General features: G+C 50.6%; 17 protein-coding genes. 8 read left to right on the plus strand and 9 right to left on the minus strand.

Translation table 11 applies throughout. The features are described 5' to 3' along the window. Positions 1-55: 55 nt before the first annotated feature. Positions 56-3217 carry a hybrid sensor histidine kinase/response regulator gene (locus AWQ23_RS08395; protein WP_232309000.1) on the minus strand — a complete coding sequence of 1054 codons (3162 nt, stop codon included), beginning with the start codon at positions 3215-3217 and terminating at the stop codon, positions 56-58. 173 nt (positions 3218-3390) lie between these two features. Here AWQ23_RS08395 and AWQ23_RS08400 point away from each other — a divergent pair, with 173 nt between their 5' ends. Together AWQ23_RS08400 and AWQ23_RS08405 are read left to right on the plus strand one after the other, a co-directional pair. Beyond that, positions 3391-4143 carry a YebC/PmpR family DNA-binding transcriptional regulator gene (locus tag AWQ23_RS08400; RefSeq protein ID WP_062434355.1) on the plus strand — a complete coding sequence of 251 codons (753 nt, stop codon included), beginning with the start codon at positions 3391-3393 and terminating at the stop codon, positions 4141-4143. Positions 4144-4298: 155 nt separating this feature from the next. After that, the gene (locus tag AWQ23_RS08405) at positions 4299-5537 is read left to right on the plus strand and encodes a GAF domain-containing sensor histidine kinase (RefSeq protein ID WP_062434357.1); all 1239 of its coding nucleotides are present in this window, start codon (positions 4299-4301) and stop codon (positions 5535-5537) included. Here the strand turns inward: AWQ23_RS08405 and dapF are convergent. Continuing rightward, the gene (gene dapF / locus AWQ23_RS08410; RefSeq protein WP_062434360.1) at positions 5534-6379 is read right to left on the minus strand and encodes a diaminopimelate epimerase; all 846 of its coding nucleotides are present in this window, start codon (positions 6377-6379) and stop codon (positions 5534-5536) included. The genes AWQ23_RS08405 and dapF overlap by 4 nt on opposite strands. A gap of 41 nt (positions 6380-6420) precedes the next feature. Here dapF and AWQ23_RS08415 point away from each other — a divergent pair, with 41 nt between their 5' ends. The 4 genes from AWQ23_RS08415 to cysE all read left to right on the plus strand — a co-directional run bounded on the left by AWQ23_RS08415 (position 6421) and on the right by cysE (position 10252). Then, entirely contained in the window at positions 6421-6630 is a 210-nt protein-coding gene (locus AWQ23_RS08415) for an Hfq-related RNA-binding protein (protein WP_062434363.1), read from the plus strand. A gap of 72 nt (positions 6631-6702) precedes the next feature. Further along, complete coding sequence (locus AWQ23_RS08420; RefSeq protein WP_062434366.1) at positions 6703-7617, plus strand: M23 family metallopeptidase; 915 nt, start codon at positions 6703-6705, stop codon at positions 7615-7617. Positions 7618-7772: 155 nt separating this feature from the next. After that, positions 7773-9401, plus strand: coding sequence for an AarF/ABC1/UbiB kinase family protein (locus AWQ23_RS08425; RefSeq protein WP_062434369.1), 1629 nt, complete (start codon positions 7773-7775; stop codon positions 9399-9401). Positions 9402-9514: 113 nt separating this feature from the next. Beyond that, positions 9515-10252, plus strand: coding sequence for a serine O-acetyltransferase (gene cysE / locus AWQ23_RS08430; protein ID WP_012307259.1), 738 nt, complete (start codon positions 9515-9517; stop codon positions 10250-10252). A gap of 1 nt (position 10253) precedes the next feature. Here cysE and AWQ23_RS08435 read toward each other — a convergent pair whose 3' ends face one another. The 5 genes from AWQ23_RS08435 to AWQ23_RS08455 all read right to left on the minus strand — a co-directional run bounded on the left by AWQ23_RS08435 (position 10254) and on the right by AWQ23_RS08455 (position 14410). Continuing rightward, the gene (locus AWQ23_RS08435) at positions 10254-10727 is read right to left on the minus strand and encodes a CRR6 family NdhI maturation factor (protein ID WP_062436603.1); all 474 of its coding nucleotides are present in this window, start codon (positions 10725-10727) and stop codon (positions 10254-10256) included. 11 nt (positions 10728-10738) lie between these two features. Next, positions 10739-11758 carry an ABC transporter ATP-binding protein gene (locus AWQ23_RS08440; protein ID WP_062434372.1) on the minus strand — a complete coding sequence of 340 codons (1020 nt, stop codon included), beginning with the start codon at positions 11756-11758 and terminating at the stop codon, positions 10739-10741. A gap of 15 nt (positions 11759-11773) precedes the next feature. Then, positions 11774-12286: a Fur family transcriptional regulator gene (locus tag AWQ23_RS08445; protein WP_030006969.1), complete on the minus strand. Its 513-nt coding sequence runs from the start codon at positions 12284-12286 to the stop codon at positions 11774-11776. A 177-nt stretch (positions 12287-12463) separates the two neighbouring features. Continuing rightward, the gene (locus AWQ23_RS08450; protein ID WP_062434376.1) at positions 12464-13951 is read right to left on the minus strand and encodes an AAA family ATPase; all 1488 of its coding nucleotides are present in this window, start codon (positions 13949-13951) and stop codon (positions 12464-12466) included. Positions 13952-14005: 54 nt separating this feature from the next. Continuing rightward, positions 14006-14410, minus strand: coding sequence for an Npun_F0494 family protein (locus AWQ23_RS08455; RefSeq protein ID WP_062434379.1), 405 nt, complete (start codon positions 14408-14410; stop codon positions 14006-14008). A 303-nt stretch (positions 14411-14713) separates the two neighbouring features. Here AWQ23_RS08455 and bchB point away from each other — a divergent pair, with 303 nt between their 5' ends. After that, a complete protein-coding gene (gene bchB / locus AWQ23_RS08465) occupies positions 14714-16240 on the plus strand; it encodes a ferredoxin:protochlorophyllide reductase (ATP-dependent) subunit B (protein WP_012307265.1) in 1527 nt (508 codons plus the stop codon). Positions 16241-16377: 137 nt separating this feature from the next. Next, positions 16378-17364 carry a methionyl-tRNA formyltransferase gene (fmt, locus tag AWQ23_RS08470; protein WP_062434384.1) on the plus strand — a complete coding sequence of 329 codons (987 nt, stop codon included), beginning with the start codon at positions 16378-16380 and terminating at the stop codon, positions 17362-17364. 65 nt (positions 17365-17429) lie between these two features. Here the strand turns inward: fmt and AWQ23_RS08475 are convergent, their stop codons facing one another. Further along, a complete protein-coding gene (locus tag AWQ23_RS08475) occupies positions 17430-18629 on the minus strand; it encodes an HhoA/HhoB/HtrA family serine endopeptidase (RefSeq protein WP_062434392.1) in 1200 nt (399 codons plus the stop codon). Positions 18630-18881: 252 nt separating this feature from the next. Beyond that, the gene (gene proS, locus AWQ23_RS08480; protein ID WP_062434394.1) at positions 18882-20687 is read right to left on the minus strand and encodes a proline--tRNA ligase; all 1806 of its coding nucleotides are present in this window, start codon (positions 20685-20687) and stop codon (positions 18882-18884) included. Positions 20688-21054 lie beyond the last annotated feature (367 nt).

Raw genomic sequence — 21054 nt, forward strand, 5'->3', positions numbered from 1 at the left:
CCCCTGACACCTAAAACAATTGATGAAAATATAGACGGCGATCGCCAGCCCAAAGTTACGCCACCACCTTACCATTTTCGTCCAGTAAAATTTCCCCAGCCATTAACCGGGCCGCTGCTTCTAGCAAATGATCTTCCACATAGGGCTTTGTAAAATAGGCCTTTGCCCCCCGGTCCGCCGCAATTTTCCGATGTCGTCCGGCCCCGCGCGAGGTCAACATCGCAATGGGAATATGGGCTAATTCAGGATATTGTTGAATTTCTTCGAGCAACGCTAAACCATCTAGACGCGGCATCTCAATATCACAGAACACCAAACTAAAATCGGGATTTTCCAACAACTGCTCTAGAGCCTCTTCACCATCCCGGGCCCGCTCCACATGGTAGCCTGCCTTTTGGAAGGTAATGGCTAACAATTCTCGCACCGTCACCGAATCATCCACAATCAAAATCCTTGGGGCCGTTATTTTTACCGACGCATCATCTAGGGGTTCAAAATCACCCATCCCGTCCCCAGGCTCCGAGACCGTGGGCTGTTTCGTACTGCCCGGCAGTAACACGTCCCCTTGGCGCATTTTTTGGGCCGCATCCAACAGCACTTCTTCCAAATAGGGTTTCGTGAAATAGGCACTCGCCCCCAGTTCAGCGGCCATTTGTCGGTGGCGATCGGCCCCCCTTGATGTCAGCATGGCCACCGGAATTTTTTCTAAATTCGGGTCTTTTTGAATGCGAGATAATAGCTCCAAGCCATCCATGCGCGGCATCTCAATATCGCAAAAGACCAGTTCACAGGGTAAGCCTCCCCGCAGTTTTTCCCAAGCTTCCTGGCCGTCCCGGGCCTGCTCAACCCGATAGCCAGCCTTTGTGAAACTCATCGAGAGGAGTTCGCGCACTGTGATCGAATCATCCACAATCAACACAATGGGTTCTGTTTGTACCATCTCTGGCACGAGCAAGTGTAAGGCCGGGTTATCTTGCCAGGTGGTAGCCTTGGCCCTGACCCGTCCCTGGGCCGCAAGTTCAATCAGCTCTAACACATCAACCACAGGCATGACCGTGCCATCCCCCAGGACTGTCGCCCCGGCGATCGCCGCTGGTTTCGGAATCGGTCCCTCGATCTGTTTAATCACGATTTCCTGTTCCCCTAGCACCTGATCCACCTGAATCGCCAGGAGATTTCCCGCACTGCGCAGGATCACAACGGGAATTTGGTCAGGATCCCCAACTCCTCCATAAATTGAGCCCCGCCCAATTTGTCGTTGGAGCGTCAATAGATTACTGAGGGGATACACCCGCAATCGAGAATCTCGCCAGCGAATATAACGTCTGCGGCCTTCCTGTTCCACTTGGTCGAGGGTGTAGGTCTGCATATCTTCAACCCCATCCATGGGCAGAGCAATGCGGGCGTGGCGATTGAGACAAAATAAAGCGCGGCAGATATTAAGGGTGAGAGGTAGCCGGATGGTAAACGTTGTACCTTTACCCAGGGCGGAGTCAATGGTAATCGTGCCTCGAATACTACCGAGGGCCGTGCGGACCACATCCATGCCAACCCCCCGACCAGAAAAGTCATCGGCCTGCGCCTTGGTGGTAAAGCCAGGATGGAAAATAAAATCATAAATATCCTGTTGACTGAGATCCGATAATTGATCAGGGGTAATCAGGTTTTTTTCGAGGGCTTTGTGGACGAGGGCTTCAGAATCCATCCCCGCACCATCATCGGCAATGGCAATCACAATTTGATTCCCCTGAATATAGGCTTTGAGGGAGACAACCCCCGCCGCAGGCTTACCCTTACTGAGGCGTACTTCCGGGGACTCGATCCCATGGGTAATGGCGTTGTTGATCAGGTGAGTCAGGGGATCATAGAGCTGCTCTAGGATCATTTTATCAATGAGCACTTCTCGACCTTCGACATTGAGGGAGGCTCGCTTATTGAGTTTGAGGGAAATTTCTCGGACGGGGCGCACCAGGCGATCGGCTGCTTGGGCGAAGGGAATCATCCGTGATTTAGTCAAGCCTTCCTGGAGCTGCGTACTGACCTGCCGGAGATTACGGGCAACTTGTTCATTGTCATCGACTAGAAATTCGATATCCGAAGAAGATTCTCGCACCCGCACAATCAGTTCAATCATCTCCTGGGAGAGGAGGTGAAAGCCGGTGAACTGATCCATTTCTAGGGGGTCATATTCTTGGGAACGATGGCGACCGGGGGCATCCGCCTTATCGGTGAAACCTGGGGGAAAGTGATATTCACTACTTTGACCACGACTGGCCAGCAGGGAACGCTCCAGGAGAGAACGTTCATAAAGATCTTGCATCTGGCTACCAATGTCATTGAGCCGTTGCACTTGGCCCGTGAGATTATCGAGGAATTGCCGGAGTTTTTCTTGGCTTTGTTCGAGGGTATTGCGGTTGACAACGAGTTCTCCCATCAAGTTACTGAGGTTATCGAGTTGCTTGACGGGAATCCGCATGGTCTGCTCAAAGCTGTTGACCTTTTGGGAGCGTTGACGATTTGTACTAGGGCCGCTGGTGGTAGTAATGGGAGGCCCTCCCATGGTGTCTGCTTGTTGGAGCAGGGCTTCTAATTCACCAAAGTCCGTCTGTTTGGAAATGGCAATTTGGGGGCGTTTTTTGGGGGAGGGACTAGGGCTAGGAGCGCTCGGAGTTTGTTCAATGAGTTGAGTGAGGGCTTGCCAGTCAACAGAGTTGGCCGACGAGCTTGATGACACTTCTAGGTATTGACCGAGATCCTCTAGGGGAGGGTAGTAGGTGATCTGACCGTTGGTGACCGGGGAGATCTGGGAGGAAATGGCCTTGGGGCGTTTGATGGGCGGGGAAACGGGGTCTTCGAGGGGAAAATAAGGTTCGCTCTCGGTGGCGTAAGTTTCTGTTTCGGAGGGTTGGTTGGGATCAGTATCTTGGAGGAGAGCTTCTAAATCGGCTTCGAGGTCTGCTTCGTTTTGGGACGAGGCTTGCAGAGGCGTTTGGGACTGGGGGGAGGTCACTTCCTCGAAGGCTAAAAGTTCTTCAAAGTTATTTGCGAAGCTGATAAATGAAACTTTCGGATCGATCTCCTTGGGAAAATCGGTCGCTGGGGGGGCAGAGGTTTCTGCGTCGAGGTCTTCAAACAGTTCTAGGAGTTCGTCTTCAAACTCAGAATCTTGATAGTTATGCGCTTCATTATGACTGTTGTTGCTCACTGGTGCCCCCATCCAACGCTGGTCAAAAAATACAGGAATTGTCAATTACAATCAGGATAACCTAATCTTTCGGGTGGATTACCTAAGGTAAAGTTTTACTGACAGGTTCAAAATTTGCTGTGTATTGGTGGCCTGTTATGGTTTAAGAAGAAAGCAACAGTGATGATTTGATTTGAGCATTCACCATGGCTGGACATAGTAAGTGGGCAAATATTAAACGACAAAAGGCACGGGTTGATGCCAAGAAGGGGAAAACGTTTACTCAGTTATCCCGGGCGATCATTGTTGCGGCGCGCCATGGTCTCCCTGATCCAGCGGGGAATTTTCAACTCCGTACTGCCATTGAAAAGGCAAAGGCTGCGGGTATCCCCAATGAAAATATCGAACGGGCGATCGCCAAGGGAGCGGGTACCTATAATGATGGCGAAGCCAATTACGAAGAAATCCGTTACGAAGGCTATGGGGCCGGGGGCGTGGCGATTTTGATCGAAGCCCTCACCGACAACCGCAACCGCACAGCGGCGGATTTACGTTCTGCTTTTAGTAAAAATGGTGGCAATTTGGGAGAAACGGGTTGTGTGAGCTGGATGTTTAGCCACAAAGGGGTGGTGACGCTCACGGGGGAGATCGACGAAGAAGCCCTACTAGAAGCTTCCTTAATTGGCGAAGCAGAAGGCTATAGTGCCATCGAAGACAGCGATGAGGTGGAAGTCCTCAGTGCCGTTGAGAACCTAGAACACCTCAACCAAACCTTGCAGGATGCAGGCTTTACGGTAAAAGAGGCGGAGTTGCGCTGGTTCCCGGAGACAGAAATGAACCTCACCGACGAAACACAAATCCAAACGATCCTCAAAATGATCGAAACGATCGAAGCCCTTGATGATGTGCAAACGGTCACCAGTAATTTGGCGATCGCCCCAGCCTTTGCGACCCTCTAAAGGTCATTTAAAAATTGAGCCAAAGTGATCCCCTAGCGACAGAGACTTGATTTGAGGGCTCCTTTGAGGTTTCAGGGGCGCACAAAATATTTCTAGTTTGGGTACCTTGGAGAGAGAAAATAATCTTTTCACAGCAGTAAGGAAATCCTGAAGTGATGCGAACCCCCGAACCTTTGCCCCATGAAGCAGAACGTCTCAAATCATTGTTCCAACAGGATCTTTTAGATACCCCCCAGGAGCCTGAATTTAATCGCATTGTCAACCTCGCGGCGCGACTGTTTGGGGTCAAAATCGTTCTGATTTCCCTTGTGGATGATTGTCGGCAGTGGTTTAAGGCTAAGGTCGGCTTAACGGCAACGGAAACCCCCCGCAATGTTTCCTTCTGTGGCCATGCGATTCGAGAGGCAGACATTTTTGAAATCCCGGATACCTTGGCCGATGAACGCTTTTGGGACAATCCCCTTGTTACTGGAAAACCCTACATTCGTTTCTATGCGGGTCATCCCATCCGCTCTGGGGACGGCTATCCCCTGGGTACCCTGTGCTTAATTGATGAACAACCCCGTAAATTGACGGCCACTGAACGGGAACTGCTGCAAATGCTGGCGCACCAGGTAGAAGATTTGCTCCGTTTACGCCGTAATCTAAAACGCAAGCAAAACAAAATTAAGCTGCTCACGGTGCAAGTACAATCCCTAGATCGAAGCAATAACCTCAAGGATCAACTGTTAGCGGTGTTGTCCCACGATCTGCGCAGTCCCCTGATTAGTTTCCGGTCGGTGATAGAACTCTTGGCAGCCCAAGCCCTAGAACCGGAGGAGCTAGAAATTTTAATTCCCGAAGTCTGCAACAAGTTTGACCAAACGGAAATGAAGGTGATGCAGATGTTGCAATGGGCGCAGCAGCAACTCCAGACGGAAGTGGTTCCCATTGAGATGATCAAAGTCGAGGCGATCGCCGACCATGTATTGCCCTGGTGCCAGGACTGCGCCCAACGAAAAAATGTGACCTTACAAGTTGAGCTGGAACCCCAATTACAAGTCCTAGGCAATTTAGAGCTTATCGGGGTTGTGCTGCGTAATTTCCTGGGCAATGCGGTGAAATATTCCCGTCACGGTGAAACGATCACCTTGTTCGCGCGCCGGAGTGGTCAATATGTGGAATTGGGGGTTCGGGATACGGGGCTGGGAATGAAGCCCGAAACCCTTAAAAAAATTCGTAGCCATAGCTATCAACTGTCAGCCCCAGGCACCGACAATGAGAAAGGGACTGGCCTGGGGTTATTGCTCTGTCAGACTTACCTCAACCAGATGGGCACTGCCCTAGAGATTGAAAGCCGTTGGATGGAAGGATCGACGTTTTCGTTTCGCTTGCCGATCGCCCCAAGCACCTAAAGGGTGACCTGCCCCTGAAAGCTAATGGCCGCCGGCCCCGTCATATAGATGTGATTGTCTGCCGCCGACCATTCGATCTGGAGACAGCCCCCCGGTAGTTCTACGGTACAAAGGCGATCGCAATGGCCCGTTAAGACCCCAGCCACCACCGACGCACAGGCCCCTGTCCCACAGGCAAGGGTAATTCCCGCGCCCCGTTCCCAGACCCGCATTTTGATGTAGTCGGGACGGACTACTTCAATAAATTCAGTATTAATCCGTTGGGGAAAAGCCGGGTGGTGCTCAAAATCTTTACCAATCACCTCTAGGGCAATCGCCGCCACATCTTCGACAAAGGTAATACAGTGGGGATTCCCCATGCTCACACAGGTCACCGTCCAGGTTTTTCCGGCGACGTCGAGGGGTTGATTCACCGCCTGAGCGTTACCGTCTTTGAGGGTAGTGGGAATATCTGTTGCTGTGAGGATCGGTTCACCCATATCAACCCGCACCAGTTCGTCGGCTTCTAAACGGGGTCGAATCATGCCTGCTAGGGTATGGATGCTGTAGGTTTTACCGGGCGAATTTCCTCCCTCTAGGTGGTCAATGAAGCGGGCTAGACAACGAATCCCATTGCCGCACATTTCCGGTTCAGAGCCGTCGGAATTAAAAATGCGCATGGTATAGTCGGCACCAGCCTGGCCTGGCAGAGCGAAAATCACACCGTCAGCACCAATGCCAAAATGGCGATCGCACAGTTGAATGGCTTGCTCCGGGGTAACGAGGGGCGTCGTTTGCTGGCGATTATCCAGCAGAATAAAATCATTACCCAGACCTTGATATTTCGTAAATTCCAGCACCATACTTGTCGGTTAAGCTAATCAATAAAAGTTAATTCGCCATTATGACAGAATTTAATACGGGCTATCCGAGTGTGCGTCGCATCCAGAGCTTCGTCAAAGTAAAGGGGGAAGTGGAGATTAAACTCCTTACCAATGATGTCATCATTGGCAAAATTTTATGGCAAGATCCCCACTGTCTTTGTGTCGTAGACCGCAGCTCCACTAGGGAATTTATGATTCCTCGCCAGGCGATCGCCTACGTCAAAGCTTAAACTATCGGTCTATCGGTAAACTTTTTTGTCTGTGATCCGTCCCTTTAATCTGTTGATCTAACGCAATTCACCATGACTGTTTCTTTCCCCCGTTTTCTCCCCCTCTTCGCCAGCCTTGCCCTAGTTGTGGGGTTTTCAGAATCAGCCACCAGCGAACCGCAACTCCAAGTCACAGTCAATCCCAGCAGCCCCAAGCTTGGGGAGAGCATGGCCGTAATCATTGATCCCCCCGGTACCCTCGATCCTCAACAGGCCGATACTTTAACGGTGCGCTTTACCAAAAGTGGCGCGACCCAGGCTGATACTTATCCCGTTTTCCCCCTCGATCCGGCCGGCGATCGCTACCGAGCTTTAATTCCGACATCTCCCCTCGAATCCCACGGCAAAACCCTCCTCCAGGTGAGTGATGGCAACGAAACCCGCAACCTCGCCGTTTGGATCCAAGACCGCCGTTTCCCGACCCAGCGCATTACCCTTTCTGGCAGTGGCTCTGGCCCTGCAACCCAATACGAACTTGACCGCGTCGCCGCCCTCAAAGCTATCGTCTCCCCCACAAAACATTGGAATGGCCCTTTCCTGCGGCCGAATAGTGGTCGCGTTTCAACGATTTTTGGCGTACGGCGCTACTACAATGGCGTTTTTGCCCAAGATTACTACCATCGCGGCATTGACTACGCAGCAGGCTATGGTTCCCCGGTGGTCGTGCCTGCCCCTGGTAAAGTGGCCCTGATTGACTTCGAGAAAAATGGTTTTAAAGTACACGGCAATACCGTCGGTATTGACCATGGCCAGGGCGTCATTAGCGTTTTCCTACACCTCAACAGTATTCCCAGCAACCTCAAGGAAGGAGATTTTGTCCAAGCAGGTCAAACGATCGGCACCGTCGGTTCTAGTGGTGCTTCCACCGGGCCTCACCTCCACTGGGGACTCTATGTCAATGGCGTGGCGATCGATCCAGAACTTTGGCGTAACCAAACGGTTCAATAACCTACTTACAAAAATCTGCTGCCATTTGTTCTGGGGCCCAAGGTAAAGTCTGGGCTAGGCATTTTTGGGGACAAGTGAGTAACTTGATGGAGGCGCTTCCCTCTAAAAAAACTAACGTATAGTAGAGACCAAGCTAATTCTACATTGGGTGTTCCATGGTTTTTTCTCTGACCCAGAGCAGTTCACGCCAGCGGGAAATTATTGAAATTGTTTTCAGTAATGGTTGGGACTTCATGAAGAGTCTCCTGACTGGTGGTAAAGCCGATAAACCACAGATCCCCCCCCCTGAAGTTTTTCGCAATATTCTGGTGGAGCTAGGGCCTTTTTATGTCAAGCTCGGACAGCTTCTGAGCACTAGGCCCGATCTTCTGCCCCCGAAATACATTGAGGCCCTCACTGCCCTCCAAGCCAAAGTCCCCACAGTGCCTTGGTTTGAAATTGAGCAAACCATTCGTCAGCAACTTTCCCAACCCCTCGAAGATGTTTTTCAAGAAATTAATCCCAACCCCATTGCAGCGGGTTCCATTGCTCAAATCCACCGAGCGGTTCTGCGGAGTGGTCAAGCTGTCGCTCTGAAGGTACAACGGCCAGGTATTGATCAAATCGTCGCCCAGGACATTGCCCTTATTAAAGGAATTGCAGAACTCGCTGCTCTCACAGAATTTGGCCAAGATTATGATGTGATTGCCCTCGCGAAAGAGTTTACCAAAGCCGTCCAGGCGGAGCTCGATTTTCGTACTGAAGCAGGTTATACCGATCAGCTCCGGCGCAATTTAGCGAAAAGCAGTTGGTTCGATCAACAAAAACTGACGATTCCAGAAATTTATTGGGAGCTGACCACCGAAAAGTTGCTGGTCATGGAATGGCTCGATGGCAAGCCCTTGCTGGAAGCGGAGGTAACTTCAGAAAAACAACGTCAAGCAATCACGACAATTTTGTTTCGGGCTTTTTTTCAGCAAATTTTTGTGGATGGTTTTTTCCATGCTGATCCCCACCCCGGTAATATTTTCTATCTCGATAGTCAGACGGTGGCGTTAATCGATTGTGGGATGATTGGCCGCCTCGATCCGCGCACCCAGAAACTACTAACAGAGATGCTACTGGCCATTGTGGATATGGATGCCCAGAGCTGTGCCCAGTTGACCCTAGAACTATCCGAAGGGGCGCACACGACGAACTTAGCCCGCCTAGAAGCCAACTATGATCGCCTGCTGCGTAAATATTACGACCGGAGCTTAACGCAGTTAAATTTTAGTGAGGTGTTCTATGAAATTTTGCAGGTAGCCCGCAATAATAAAGTCAAACTGCCGGGAAATTTGGGTTTGTATGCCAAAAGTCTTGCCAATTTGGAGGGAGTCGCCCGTAGTTTTAACCCAGAAGTTAATTTACTCGATGAGATTAAGCCGCTGATCACTGATATTTTCCGGCGGCAATTGGTGGGAGATACCCCGTTTCAGACCATGTTCCGCACGGTTCTCGATCTGAAAACCATTTCTTTGCGATCGCCGCGCCAGATTGACGTGATTCTCGACCGCCTCAGCTCAGAAACCCTCCAGTGGAATTTAAACCTGCGGGAACTCGATGGCCTGCGCCGTAGCATTGACGACTCTGCCAATCGCCTATCCTTCAGTATTGTGGTGGGGTCATTAATCATGGGAGCCGCGATCATTACCATTTCGCCGAACCGTCAGTTAATGATTGTGAATGAAATTTTGTTTGCGGCGGCCAGTCTTTTAGGATTGTGGCTAATCATTAGTATTTTGCGGTCAGGACGCCTAAAGTAAATATTCCCTGGGTGATGAAATCTAAAAAATTGCCCCAGGCAGAACAACCAAGGGATACTATAGAAAATGGCCTTGACCTTTGGCATGAATTATCGCTCTGATTAGAATTCATTATGCTCTCCACCCTCTTCGCCGACTTCCGCATCATTTTTGAACGAGATCCCGCTGCGCGTAACTGGCTTGAAGTTCTATTTTGCTATCCGGGCCTCCAAGCGCTGTTGTTTCATCGCGTCTCCCATGCCCTCTATCGCTCTGGTCTGCCGTTTATCCCCCGGTTTCTCTCCCACATCGCCCGCTTTTTAACGGGAATTGAAATTCACCCAGGTGCCCGCATTGGCCACGGAGTTTTTATTGACCATGGTATGGGCGTTGTCATCGGTGAAACGGCTATTGTTGGCGACTATTGCTTGATCTATCAAGGCGTCACCCTCGGCGGTACAGGGAAAGAGAGTGGAAAACGCCATCCTACCCTCGGCGAAAATGTCGTCGTTGGTGGGGGAGCCAAGGTACTCGGCAATATTGAAATTGGGAATAATGTGCGCATTGGGGCGGGATCAGTGGTTTTACGCCATGTGCCTTCGGATTGCACAGTAGTCGGCATTCCGGGGCGGATCGTCTATCGTTCTGGGGTCAAGGTAAATCCTTTGGAACACGGCAGCCTACCCGATTCGGAAGCAACGGTGATTCGTACCCTCTTAGACCGCATTGAAGCCCTAGAAGAACAAGTCCAAACTCTCCAAGGTCAACAGCAACCGGATCTTGTGACAGCCCACCGTCGTCAAAATCACAAAGATAGCTGTCGCTTGTCTGACCGAGAAATTCAACAATATTTAGATGGTGCGGGAATTTAATTTAGCTGAGATCATTTAAAAAGTCGTCGTCTAGTTCGTAGCCTAATAATTGGGCGATCGCCTTTATCCGTGACTGGGGTTGAATGCCGAATTTCGGTAAAGTTTCGCTGAGACAAAACACTTTATTCATCACAAAAATTTCGAGGGCTTCAGGGTTATATTGAATCCCTTCGGTGCGATGAAATTGATGGGGCACGAGCATCGCCGTATAACGGCCTAATTCCCCTGCTTTCCAGTCGAGGAGGAACGGAAACCAAGGAAAGATCGCATCAAGACGCACAAACCAGAGACGAATTTCTGGAATTTCTGAAAGTTCACGGGGATCATTCGCTTCCTGGGGAAAATCAATCTTTAACTGAAACTTTTGCTCATGGTCTGCGAGGGCCTCATCGAGCAGAATCGATTGCACCAGGGTTTTCAGGGGGGCCAGATTAAGACTAAGGATGTCACGTTGGGGAATTTTGATCTCTGCCATGGTTGCTTTGGTCAACAGTCTTCCCATTGTAAAGCTTGGAGATGGGCGCTGAGTGCTCCAAGGCTCATGAATTGCATTTGGCGATCGCCCTGGGACAAAAGCCAACGGGTCGGCTGTTCCTGGAGATCGAGGCGCAATGGACAAGGCGTTTGTACCGCTTCAAAACCCAGACGCATTAAAGCACGTTCTGTCCAAGTGGCTGCCAAACCTTGACCCATAAATTGGATCGGCGATCGCCGCTGGTACTGCAATTGAAACTGGCCACTCATCTGATCAAAGTAAAAGCGATCGCTACTAAAGGTTGTCCCCAAATATCCCTCTAGGGCCAACTCCTCCGGTGTCCCCACCACTAACCTTTGGCTGGGGGTAATCAGCCAGAGCTGATCCGCACTCCGCAGAGCTAAATCGAGGTCATGGGTCGACATCAAAACGGTGCGTCCTTGTTGGTGCGCCAAAAACCGTAGCAGTTGCATCACTTCCACCCGGCGGGGCACATCGAGATAGGCCGTCGGTTCATCCAGCAACATCAAATCCGTCGCCTGGGCCAAGGCCCGCGCAATCATCGCTTTTTGTCGTTCCCCGTCGCTAATATTGTTCAGGGGTTGGGCCTGGAGATTGGTCAAACCAACGGCGGCGATCGCCTCCCGGACAAGCTGTCGATCCGTTGGCCCCAAACGCCCTTGCCAATCGGTGTAGGGATAACGCCCCAAGGCAACTAATTCCGTAACCGACATCCAGGCGAGATCAACCCGTTCCGTTAAAACTAAGCTGAGGCGTTGGGCACGCTGGGCCGCATTGAGGGCCGTCAGTGGTGTACCGTTCAGCCAAACTTGACCTGCTTGGGGAGCTTCAAGACCTGCCAATGTCCGAATTAGGGTGGATTTTCCCGATCCATTCGCGCCCACTAAACAAACAAACTGACCCTGGGCGATCGCCAGATTCAAATCCTGAAGTAAGGCCCGCCGTTGGTAGCCTACCGTTAAATTTTCCGTCACCAACAAAGGCGATTGGGGTTGCAATGTTACCGTCAAAGGTGATCGCCTCGATTAATGGAGGTGGGTTTGGGCTTTTTCCCGCGAACAGACCCAATCGTGGGGGAGTGCCGAGGGCCAACCCATCAAGCGAGCCTCCGGACAAATGGTGGTGATCGTTAACTGGCAATCGAGTAACTCGAACCCCTGCTGTTGGCATTGGGCGATGCTGTGTTTGTTGATCGCGACATCCTCAAACTCAATGGTTTTATTGCACTGGACACAGACTAAATGGTGATGGTGCGCCTGGGACTGGTTCAGTTCATAATGCTTATGGCCTTCTGCTAGCTCCAGCTCCCGCAAAATGCCCATGCGAGTCATGAGTTTTACGCTACGGTACACCGTCGAGAGACTAATTTTTTCCTGTTGCTCTAATAACTCATTGTGCAAATCTTCAGCGCTGAGGTGTTCACCCTTCGGCAAATTTAGAAAGGTGCGGAGAATTTTTTCCCGCTGGGGCGTTAACCGCCACCCTTTAGCATTGAGTTCGGTCTTGAGGGCGCTTACGTCGTAGGAAGGTACCAGCATATTTTTCAACAAGTTCAGCTTATTGACAATCATAAACGCCCTTTTCTACTTTTGCAACAATCTGGCCTTATTGCAAATAAATACTAACATTCAGGTCACCATCGGCCCCAAAAGGCGATCGCCTGCTGTAATCTACGCCAACAAAAATATTGCCCCTTTTTCATCAACCGAGGACGATTAATCGGCATCCTCTAATAAAATCGTCGGATCAACATATTGCTCAAGGTGATTGGCGAGGGCTTCGAGGATTGCTTCTTGCCGTTCGTTGAAATTGGCAATACCCGTCGGTAGAGAAGAGAGGCCCCGTTTTTGGCGGAGGGCATTGAGCCAAAAGCGACACCAGGGGCCATTATTAAACAAACCTTGCAAGTAGACGGCCCAGATGTTTTGACTTTGGTTCACGAGACCCAGGTTTGGAGTTTCAAAGAGTTGGGTATAACCGCTACTGGGAGCATAATTCAGGATGTCACAGGGGAGGGTCATGCCATTGAGGGGAAGATTTGGAAAGGGGAAGCGCGAAAATGTTTCGGCGGGGAAGAGGGCGGCCTTGGTATGGGGTTGGCTATCAAAGGGCGTTAAACCGAGGGCTGGTTGAAAATCACCACTAGGGAGGGCAATTTTTTTGCTGAGGAGATTGGCACCATTGCCGATCCCTAACACCGTGCCGCCTGCATTGACATATTGCTGTAGCTGTTGGGGATAGCCGTATTTGTGGAGATAGTCGAGGTCGGCGATCGCCTGGCTGGTGTGGGGCACAATCACCGCATCGGGATAACCCAGGGTCTCGGTCGGATTAATAAATTCCAACTGTACCGAAGCCTCACCCATCAGGGCATCAAAGTCTGCATAGGGACAGAGGTGGGGGAGCTGGATTACCTGCAAGCGCAGTTTATTTTGAGGCAAATTTACAGGGTTATGGGCAACGGTAGTACAGAGGCTTTCGGGGTCAAAGGCCAGATTTTGGAGGGGCCGAATATAGCCGAGGACGGGTCGCTTGAGATGCGTTTTGACCCATTGACTGGTTTGGGTTTCTTGGGGGCGATCGCCTTGCCACTGATTGAAGATTACCCCCCGAATCAGTTGACGATTTTCTGGGGAAAGCCGTTGCCAGAGGCCCCAGAGCTGATTAATGGCCCCTTCATGGGTGCAGTCGATCAAAATAATACCCGTGACGGGCGCCTCTAAACCCTTGAGAATCTCAAAATTTTGGTCGGTATCGCTGGTGAGGGGATGGTAAAGACTGTCGCGATAACTATCGAATAGCAGCACATCGTATTTCGGCGGCAATGCCATCAAACATTCTCGAATCAGCGGTCGCGCAATATCGTAATAGCTATCGTAGTAAGCCGTTCGCTTGACAGTACCAATCCCCCGCCCTTGAATCAGCAGTTGAAATTTGGGCTTTGACTCACCAGGGGGGCTACAGGCTTTCAGTAAAACTGGGTTGAGATGGGTTGTTGGTTGAATTTTTGCGGCCCACGCTTGCCAAGCCGCCGATTGACTGACTTCTGCGTCGGCACTGACCCGATAGCCTTTTGTGATTTCCGTTTGACTTTGGAAAGGAACAACTCGCAACCCTTGCCGAGTTAGGGAACGGGCCAGCGCCGTAATTAACCATGATTTTCCAGACCGACGACTAGGGCTAAAAATGGCGATCGCCCGCATGAAGCTTCCTCACATTAAACCGAAAGATAGATGCATAGATTTAGATTGTACAGTCTAGACCGAAAACCGACTCAGCCAACGTTGTAAAGCATTTTGGCACCGAGCCAGCCACGACACCTTTACCGCCTGGGGTGCCGCTTGCCATTGGGCCAACACCTGACGACCCAGGGGCGTTAAGCGAAAACTATCTGTCAAACCTTGACCATCAACCTCCCGCCGGAGCAATCCCACTTGAATCAGCCACATCATCAACTCTTCCACGGCCCCTTCCGGCAGCGATCGCCCACTATAACCCGCCCGGAGTCCAGCTTCTCCAGCAATATCAGGGAGTGCCACACTCTGATCTTTCATCGCTGCCAGTAGTTCCCACCGGAGCGGTGTGCAAGCAAAAGCCACCAATGCCCGCTGTATCGTTTCGGGAGCGTATTGAATGGGTTTTGGTGTAAAAACTTGGGTCATGGCTAGGAGCAGAGACAATTGCAATCAAACGAAATTCATTAATAAAGTGCATTGTATATCCTTCCCCAAAGTTCTTGACGGCGAATCATCATCGAGGCAAAGCTTGAAATTCATTGAAAGAAACAGATGATGACCCTTTATTCGTAGAGATATCCCTTGAAATGAAACCATTTTCTTTGCGAGATACATCGTTTTATTGACTTTTGTTTTCTTCTCCGAGAACCCGAAAATCATTTGCGAAAATGACACTGACTGAGATCACTTTTGATCACAAACCAGTTTTTTTTGGGAGTAAAAATACCTATGAAACTTGCCTATTGGATGTATGCAGGCCCAGCCCACATCGGCACATTACGCATTGCCAGTTCTTTTAAAAATGTCCATGCGATTATGCACGCTCCCCTAGGCGACGATTACTTTAATGTGATGCGTTCGATGTTAGAACGGGAACGCAATTTCACCCCTGTCACCGCCAGCATTGTGGATCGAAATGTTCTGGCGCGGGGCTCCCAAGAAAAAGTTGTTGATAATATTGTCCGCAAGGATCAAGAGGAACGACCCGATTTAATTGTCTTGACCCCCACTTGCACTTCAAGCATTCTCCAGGAAGACCTCGAAAATTTCGTCGCCCGCGCCCAGTTAGATGCCCAGGGTGATGTCATCTTGGCGGATGTGAACCACTACCGGGTTAATGAACTCCAGGCTGGCGATCGCACCCTCCAGCAAATTGTCCAGTTTTATATCAATAAGGCAAGAAAAAAAGGTGACTTAGCCACTGAGAAAACCCCGCAACCGTCGGTAAATATTATTGGGATTTCCACCCTCGGTTTCCACAACAACCACGACATCCGTGAACTGAAGACTTTGATGGCCGAGTTGGGGATTAGTGTGAATTTGGTCATTCCTGACAAAGCCTCTGTCCACGATTTGAAAAAATTGCCCCAGGCCTGGTTTAACCTTGTGCCCTACCGGGAATTGGGCCTGCCCACGGCAAAATATTTAGAACAAGAATTTGACCAACCCTATGTAGACATTACACCGATGGGCGTTGTGGAAACGGCCCGTTGCATCCGCGCGATCCAGGGAGCGATTAATGACCAGGGAGCCACGGCAGATTATGAAGCCTTTATCGAAGAACAAACCCTCCATGTGTCCCAGGCCGCTTGGTTTAGTCGTTCCATTGATTGCCAAAATTTAACGGGCAAAAAGGCGATTGTCTTTGGGGATAATACCCACGCTGTCGCAATGACGAAAATTCTGGCGCGGGAAATGGGCATCCATGTGGTGCTGGCGGGAACTTATTGTAAATATGATGCTGACTGGTTCCGTCAAGAGGTGAGCGAATACTGTGATGAGATTTTAATTAGCGAAGATCATGGCGAAATTGCTGATGCGATCGCCCGCCTAGAACCTGCTGCCATTTTCGGTACCCAGATGGAACGCCACGTGGGTAAACGGCTGAATATTCCCTGTGGCGTGATCGCCGCCCCGATCCACATCCAAAACTTCCCCATTGGTTATCGGCCTTTCGTGGGTTATGAGGGCACTAACCAAATCGCGGATCTGGTTTATAACTCCTTTACCCTAGGCATGGAAGACCATTTGCTCGAAATTTTCGGCGGCCACGATACCAAGGAAGTCATTACCACAACCATGTCGGCCAGTTCTGATCTGAATTGGACAACGGAAGCCCAGGGACAACTGAACAAAGTCCCCGGATTTGTGCGGGGCAAGGTGAAGCGCAACACCGAAAAATATGCCCGCGCCCAGGGACTGAGTGAAATTTCCCTGGAAGTGCTCTACGCCGCTAAGGAGTCTGTCGGTGCTTAACAAGGCCCCCCTGCCCCCAGTTTGGGGGAGATTTAGGAGCAGTTCAAAAGACCGATGAGGTTTGCATAATCGCTAAGGTCGGGGGAGATCTGCGCTAAAGTGAAAGGCTGATCGCACGCTTGGTTGCTCTTTTTCCCATGCTTAAAGTTGTCTTTTTCGGTACGCCTCAGTTTGCAGTGCCCTACCTAGAAGCCCTTTTGAACCACCCGGACATTGAAGTGCTGGGGGTCGTTACCCAACCGGATAAGCGGCGGGGTCGGGGTAGTCAACTGATTCCGTCGGCGGTAAAAAAGGTGGCGATCGCCCATGATCTCCCCGTCTGGCAACCGAAGCGCATCAAAAAAGATCCTGAAACCTTAGCGATTCTCGAAAATCTCCAAGCCGATGTGTTTGCGGTGGTCGCCTATGGCCAGTTGCTCTCGTCGCAAATTCTCCAGATGCCCCGGCTCGGCTGTGTCAATGGCCATGGTTCTCTGTTGCCGAAATATCGCGGCGCGGCCCCAATCCAGTGGAGTTTAGTCCAGGGGGAAACGGTGACGGGGATGACCACTATGCTCATGGATGAGGGGATGGATACCGGGGCAATGCTCCTCAAGGCTGAAACGCCCATTGATCTTTGGGACAATGCCCATGACTTGGCAGTGAAATTAGCGACCTCCGGGGCGGCTTTATTGACAGAAACGCTCATTCAACTGGCTCAAGGAAAAATCACCCCCATCCCCCAGGATCCAGACCAAGCCACCTATGCGCCGTTGATTCAGAAAGAAGATTTTCAGCTAGATTGGCAAAAAGGGGCGATCGCCTTACATAACCAAGTGCGCGGTTTTTATCCCAACTGTGTCACCATCTGCCGCGATAAACCGTTAAAAGTGTTAGAAACGATCCCCCTCGTGCCGGAATGTTTTGCGCAATATCCCGCAGCATATGAACCTCTCAAGGAATTTGTTGGGAACACAGGGAATGTTGGGAAAATCGTGGCGATCGCCAAAAAATTTGGCCCCATCATCCAAACGGGGGACGGACTTTTGTTGCTCAAACAGGTGCAACCCAGCGGCAAAAAACCCCAGTCCGGTTGGGATATGGTCAATGGAATGCGCTTAAATATCGGTGAATCCTTGGGCTAGAACGCAAAAAAAAGTCCCCAGGTTGTGAACCCGGAGACCTTGGGGGAAATTTCAACTAAAAGAACTTAGGAAACCCCTTGCATTTGTGCTGTTCTCAAGGTGAGTTCTGAGGTGCGATCGCCCCGGCGCAGTTCCACTTTCAAACTGGCATCAACGCCGCTCTGTTCCACGGTTTCTTGGAGTTGTTGGGCATTGGCGATCGCCTTACCGTTGATTTTCGTGATCACATCGCCCCGACGCAGACCCGCTGTTTCCGCTGGACTACCCGGCACCACACCCAGCACCAGCGCTCCGTTTACTTCCGGTAAGAGCACGATGGAATTGGGGTCGGCATTATTTTCCTTAGCCATCTCTGGGGTGAGGCTCACCATCCGAATCCCAATGAAGGGGTGGGGCACTTCTTTCCCAGCGGCGAGGGTGGGTTCGAGGGCCTTCGCCTTGTTGATCGGGATCGCAAATCCAATGCCCATGGCATCCCGGCGGATCGCGGTGTTAATCCCAATCACTTCACCGTCGGAGTTGAGGAGGGGGCCACCGGAGTTACCAGGGTTAATGGCGGCATCGGTCTGGAGGAAATCGACCCGCTTATCGGGAATTCCTGCCTGGGCCGAAGACCGTTCTAGGGTACTGATAATGCCGAGGGTAACAGTATTGTTCAAACCCACTGGATTTCCTACGGCGATCGCCCAGTCACCCACCTGCACAGACCCAGAATCACCGAGGGGAGCCACGGGAATAGACTCATTTCTAGGGTCAATTTTGACGACGGCCAGATCGGTGACTTCGTCGGTACCCTTTACTTCCCCTTCAAAGCTGCGGCCATCTTTTAGAGTGACAGTAACGCGGTCAGCGCCGCTCACGACGTGGGCGTTGGTGAGAATCACCCCAGACCGATCGGTAATAAACCCGGAGCCTTGTCCGGTAACCACCTGACGCTGTTCATCGGGAAATTGCATCCCAAAGCGATCGCCAAAAAACTCCCGAAAGAAGGGATCATTCATAAACGGGTCCTGGAAGCGGCGCACCACAGTTTTTTCTGTGTCTAGACGCACCACCGCTTGCCCTGTCCTGGCCACCGCATCGGCGACAAAACTTCGACCTGCTGCTACGGGTACCGCTGCCACTTCCTGGGGCGGATTGGTATCAGCTAAAGGTTGGTTGAGGGTTTGGCTAGAGCCTTGCATTGCCCCGAAGGTAATGGCACAGCCCACACAGAGGGCAACAATGTGGGTTGTAAATCGTTGGACAAATTTTGATCGTCTCATAGAAGTTTTTCTATCCAGTCTGTATAAAGTTTTAGGATGATGGCCACATCGAGCCGGGCGTTAGGGGGACACCGCAGGAGGTTTTATCGTCAATCTTAGCAATTGAATTCTCCCGGTTTAGGTGAGGTTTCCCCGCCATTACTAGACCCTGAGTCACAATTTTTGACGTAAATTTGCTGTTTTTGGTTCACAAAAATAGAGATTAAGTGACTTAATCCCTACTATCAAGCAATTGAAAATTACCTCCAAAAACTAACTTGTTGCTTCGTTGACCCAATTTTTTAAGGTCGCAACCACATCATCGAGATCAAGATCTTGGCGGTCGCCTTCTTTGCGGCGCACCACTTCCACCTTGCCATCCTTGAGGGATTTCCCTGTGACAACCCGGAAGGGAATACCAATCAGTTCTGCATCCTTAAACTTCACCCCAGCTCGTTCGTTGCGGTCATCAAGGATGGTTTCAACTCCAGCGGCGTTGAGATCGGCATAGAGTTTTTCTGCGGCTGCCATCTGTTCTTCACTCTTAACATTGGGCACGACTACCACGGCATGGTAGGGGGCGATCGCCACGGGCCAGATAATGCCATTTTCATCGTAGGATTGCTCCACGGCGGCCTGGGCCAGACGGGAAACGCCAACCCCATAACAGCCCATCACCAGGGGTTGTTCTTTACCATTTTCGTCGGTAAAGGTGGCCCCCATGGCCTCGGAATATTTTGTTCCCAATTGGAAAATATGACCCGCCTCGATGCCCCGCGCTGTTTGGAGGATTTGGGTCGGATCATGGACAGCGCGATCGCCTGCCTTTGCCAACCGCACATCCACTTGCAATTCAGGCAGTTTAAACTCTGTGCCCCAGTTGGCACCGAGGACATGGTAATTCGTTTCATCGGCACCCGTGACAAAGTTTTCTAATGTCGCCGCAGTGGGATCAACTAAGCGCAGAAATTCGCCTGAAACCGCTTTATTTTTAGCAATACAATCATCTGCTAAAGCTGGGGAAATGTAGCCTAAAGGTAATGCTTTTGCGGCCCATTTTTGTTGGGCATCGGCATCGGGCACTGTTAAGGAAATGACAGTTTTAGCATCGTAATTAGGCGCTAATTTTGTCAATTCATTTTGTAATTTAACTTCGTTGACATCTTGATCACCCCGAATTGAAATCAAAGCTAAAACAGTTTTGCCATTGTTATAAACCACCTGATAAAGGACATTTTTAACGACACAGGTGGGGGAACAATCTAGGAACTTACACAGGGATTCAATGGTGGCTGTATTCGGGGTTTCGCGCTTTTCAAAACTGTTGAAAGGAGAGGCGATCGCCTCAACGGGCAGAGACACGGCTTTCTCGGTATTGGCGGCGTACTTTTCGTCTTCGGTGTAGAGAATTTCGTCTTCCCCGGCATCGGCGAGGATCATAAATTCCTGGGAACCAGAACCACCAATGGCCCCAGAGTCGGCTTCTACCGCCCGGAATTGTAGACCACAGCGACGCAACATATTACGATACGCCTGATCCATGTCTGCGTAGGTTTTTTTGAGGCATTCCTCAGAAGCATGGAACGAGTAGCCGTCTTTCATGATGAATTCCCGCCCGCGCATTAAGCCAAACCGGGGTCGAATCTCATCGCGGAATTTCGTCTGAATCTGGTACAAATGCTGGGGCAACTGCCGATAGGAACGGATCATGTCCTTGGCAATGGTAGTAATCACTTCCTCGTGGGTTGGCCCTAAACCCAACTCTCCATCCAGGCGATCGCGCAGGGAAAACATAATCCCTTCTGCCTGGGTGTAGGTATCCCAACGGCCCGATTCTTGCCAAATTTCTGCGGGTTGCAACTGGGGTAACAGGGTTTCCTGGGCCCCGGTGGCATTCATCTCTTCCCGGACAATCTGGGATACCTTCTGGAGTACGCGCCACATCAACGGTAGATAAGCATAAATCCCCCGCCCAATCCGCCGGATATAGCCGGCCCGCAGCAGGAGCTTATGGCTAGGAATCTCCGCATCGGCGGGATCTTCTCGGAGGGTAACGAACAGACTTTGGGAAAGGCGCATGGTTATTTTGAGTTTTTCGTGACAGCTAATGGAATGAACCATCGCCCATTATGGATTACTTGCTGCCATTTTAGAATCGGGGGCCTGATCAGAACGTTGTCGGTAGCCAACTTTTTCCCGGAATAAACGAGAGGAATCAGCACATTTAATAATAAATGAAAACAAAAAAATCTCTCTTTTATGTTTCAAAAATTGGTTTCAAGCCAATCGAGCCAAATTTGTCTTCACTAGCGCAGACAGTCTTTGGAGAATTCGTCGAAACTTAGATTTCTTGCGGGGTGAATATGGAAATGATGCAGAACAAGATTACTTTTACTTTAAACTCAGAACATCTTAAACAAGACAGATAAAAAGCTTAATAATTTAA

The organism is Picosynechococcus sp. PCC 73109 (assembly GCF_001521855.1).
Taxonomy (GTDB): Bacteria; Cyanobacteriota; Cyanobacteriia; order Cyanobacteriales; family MRBY01; genus MRBY01.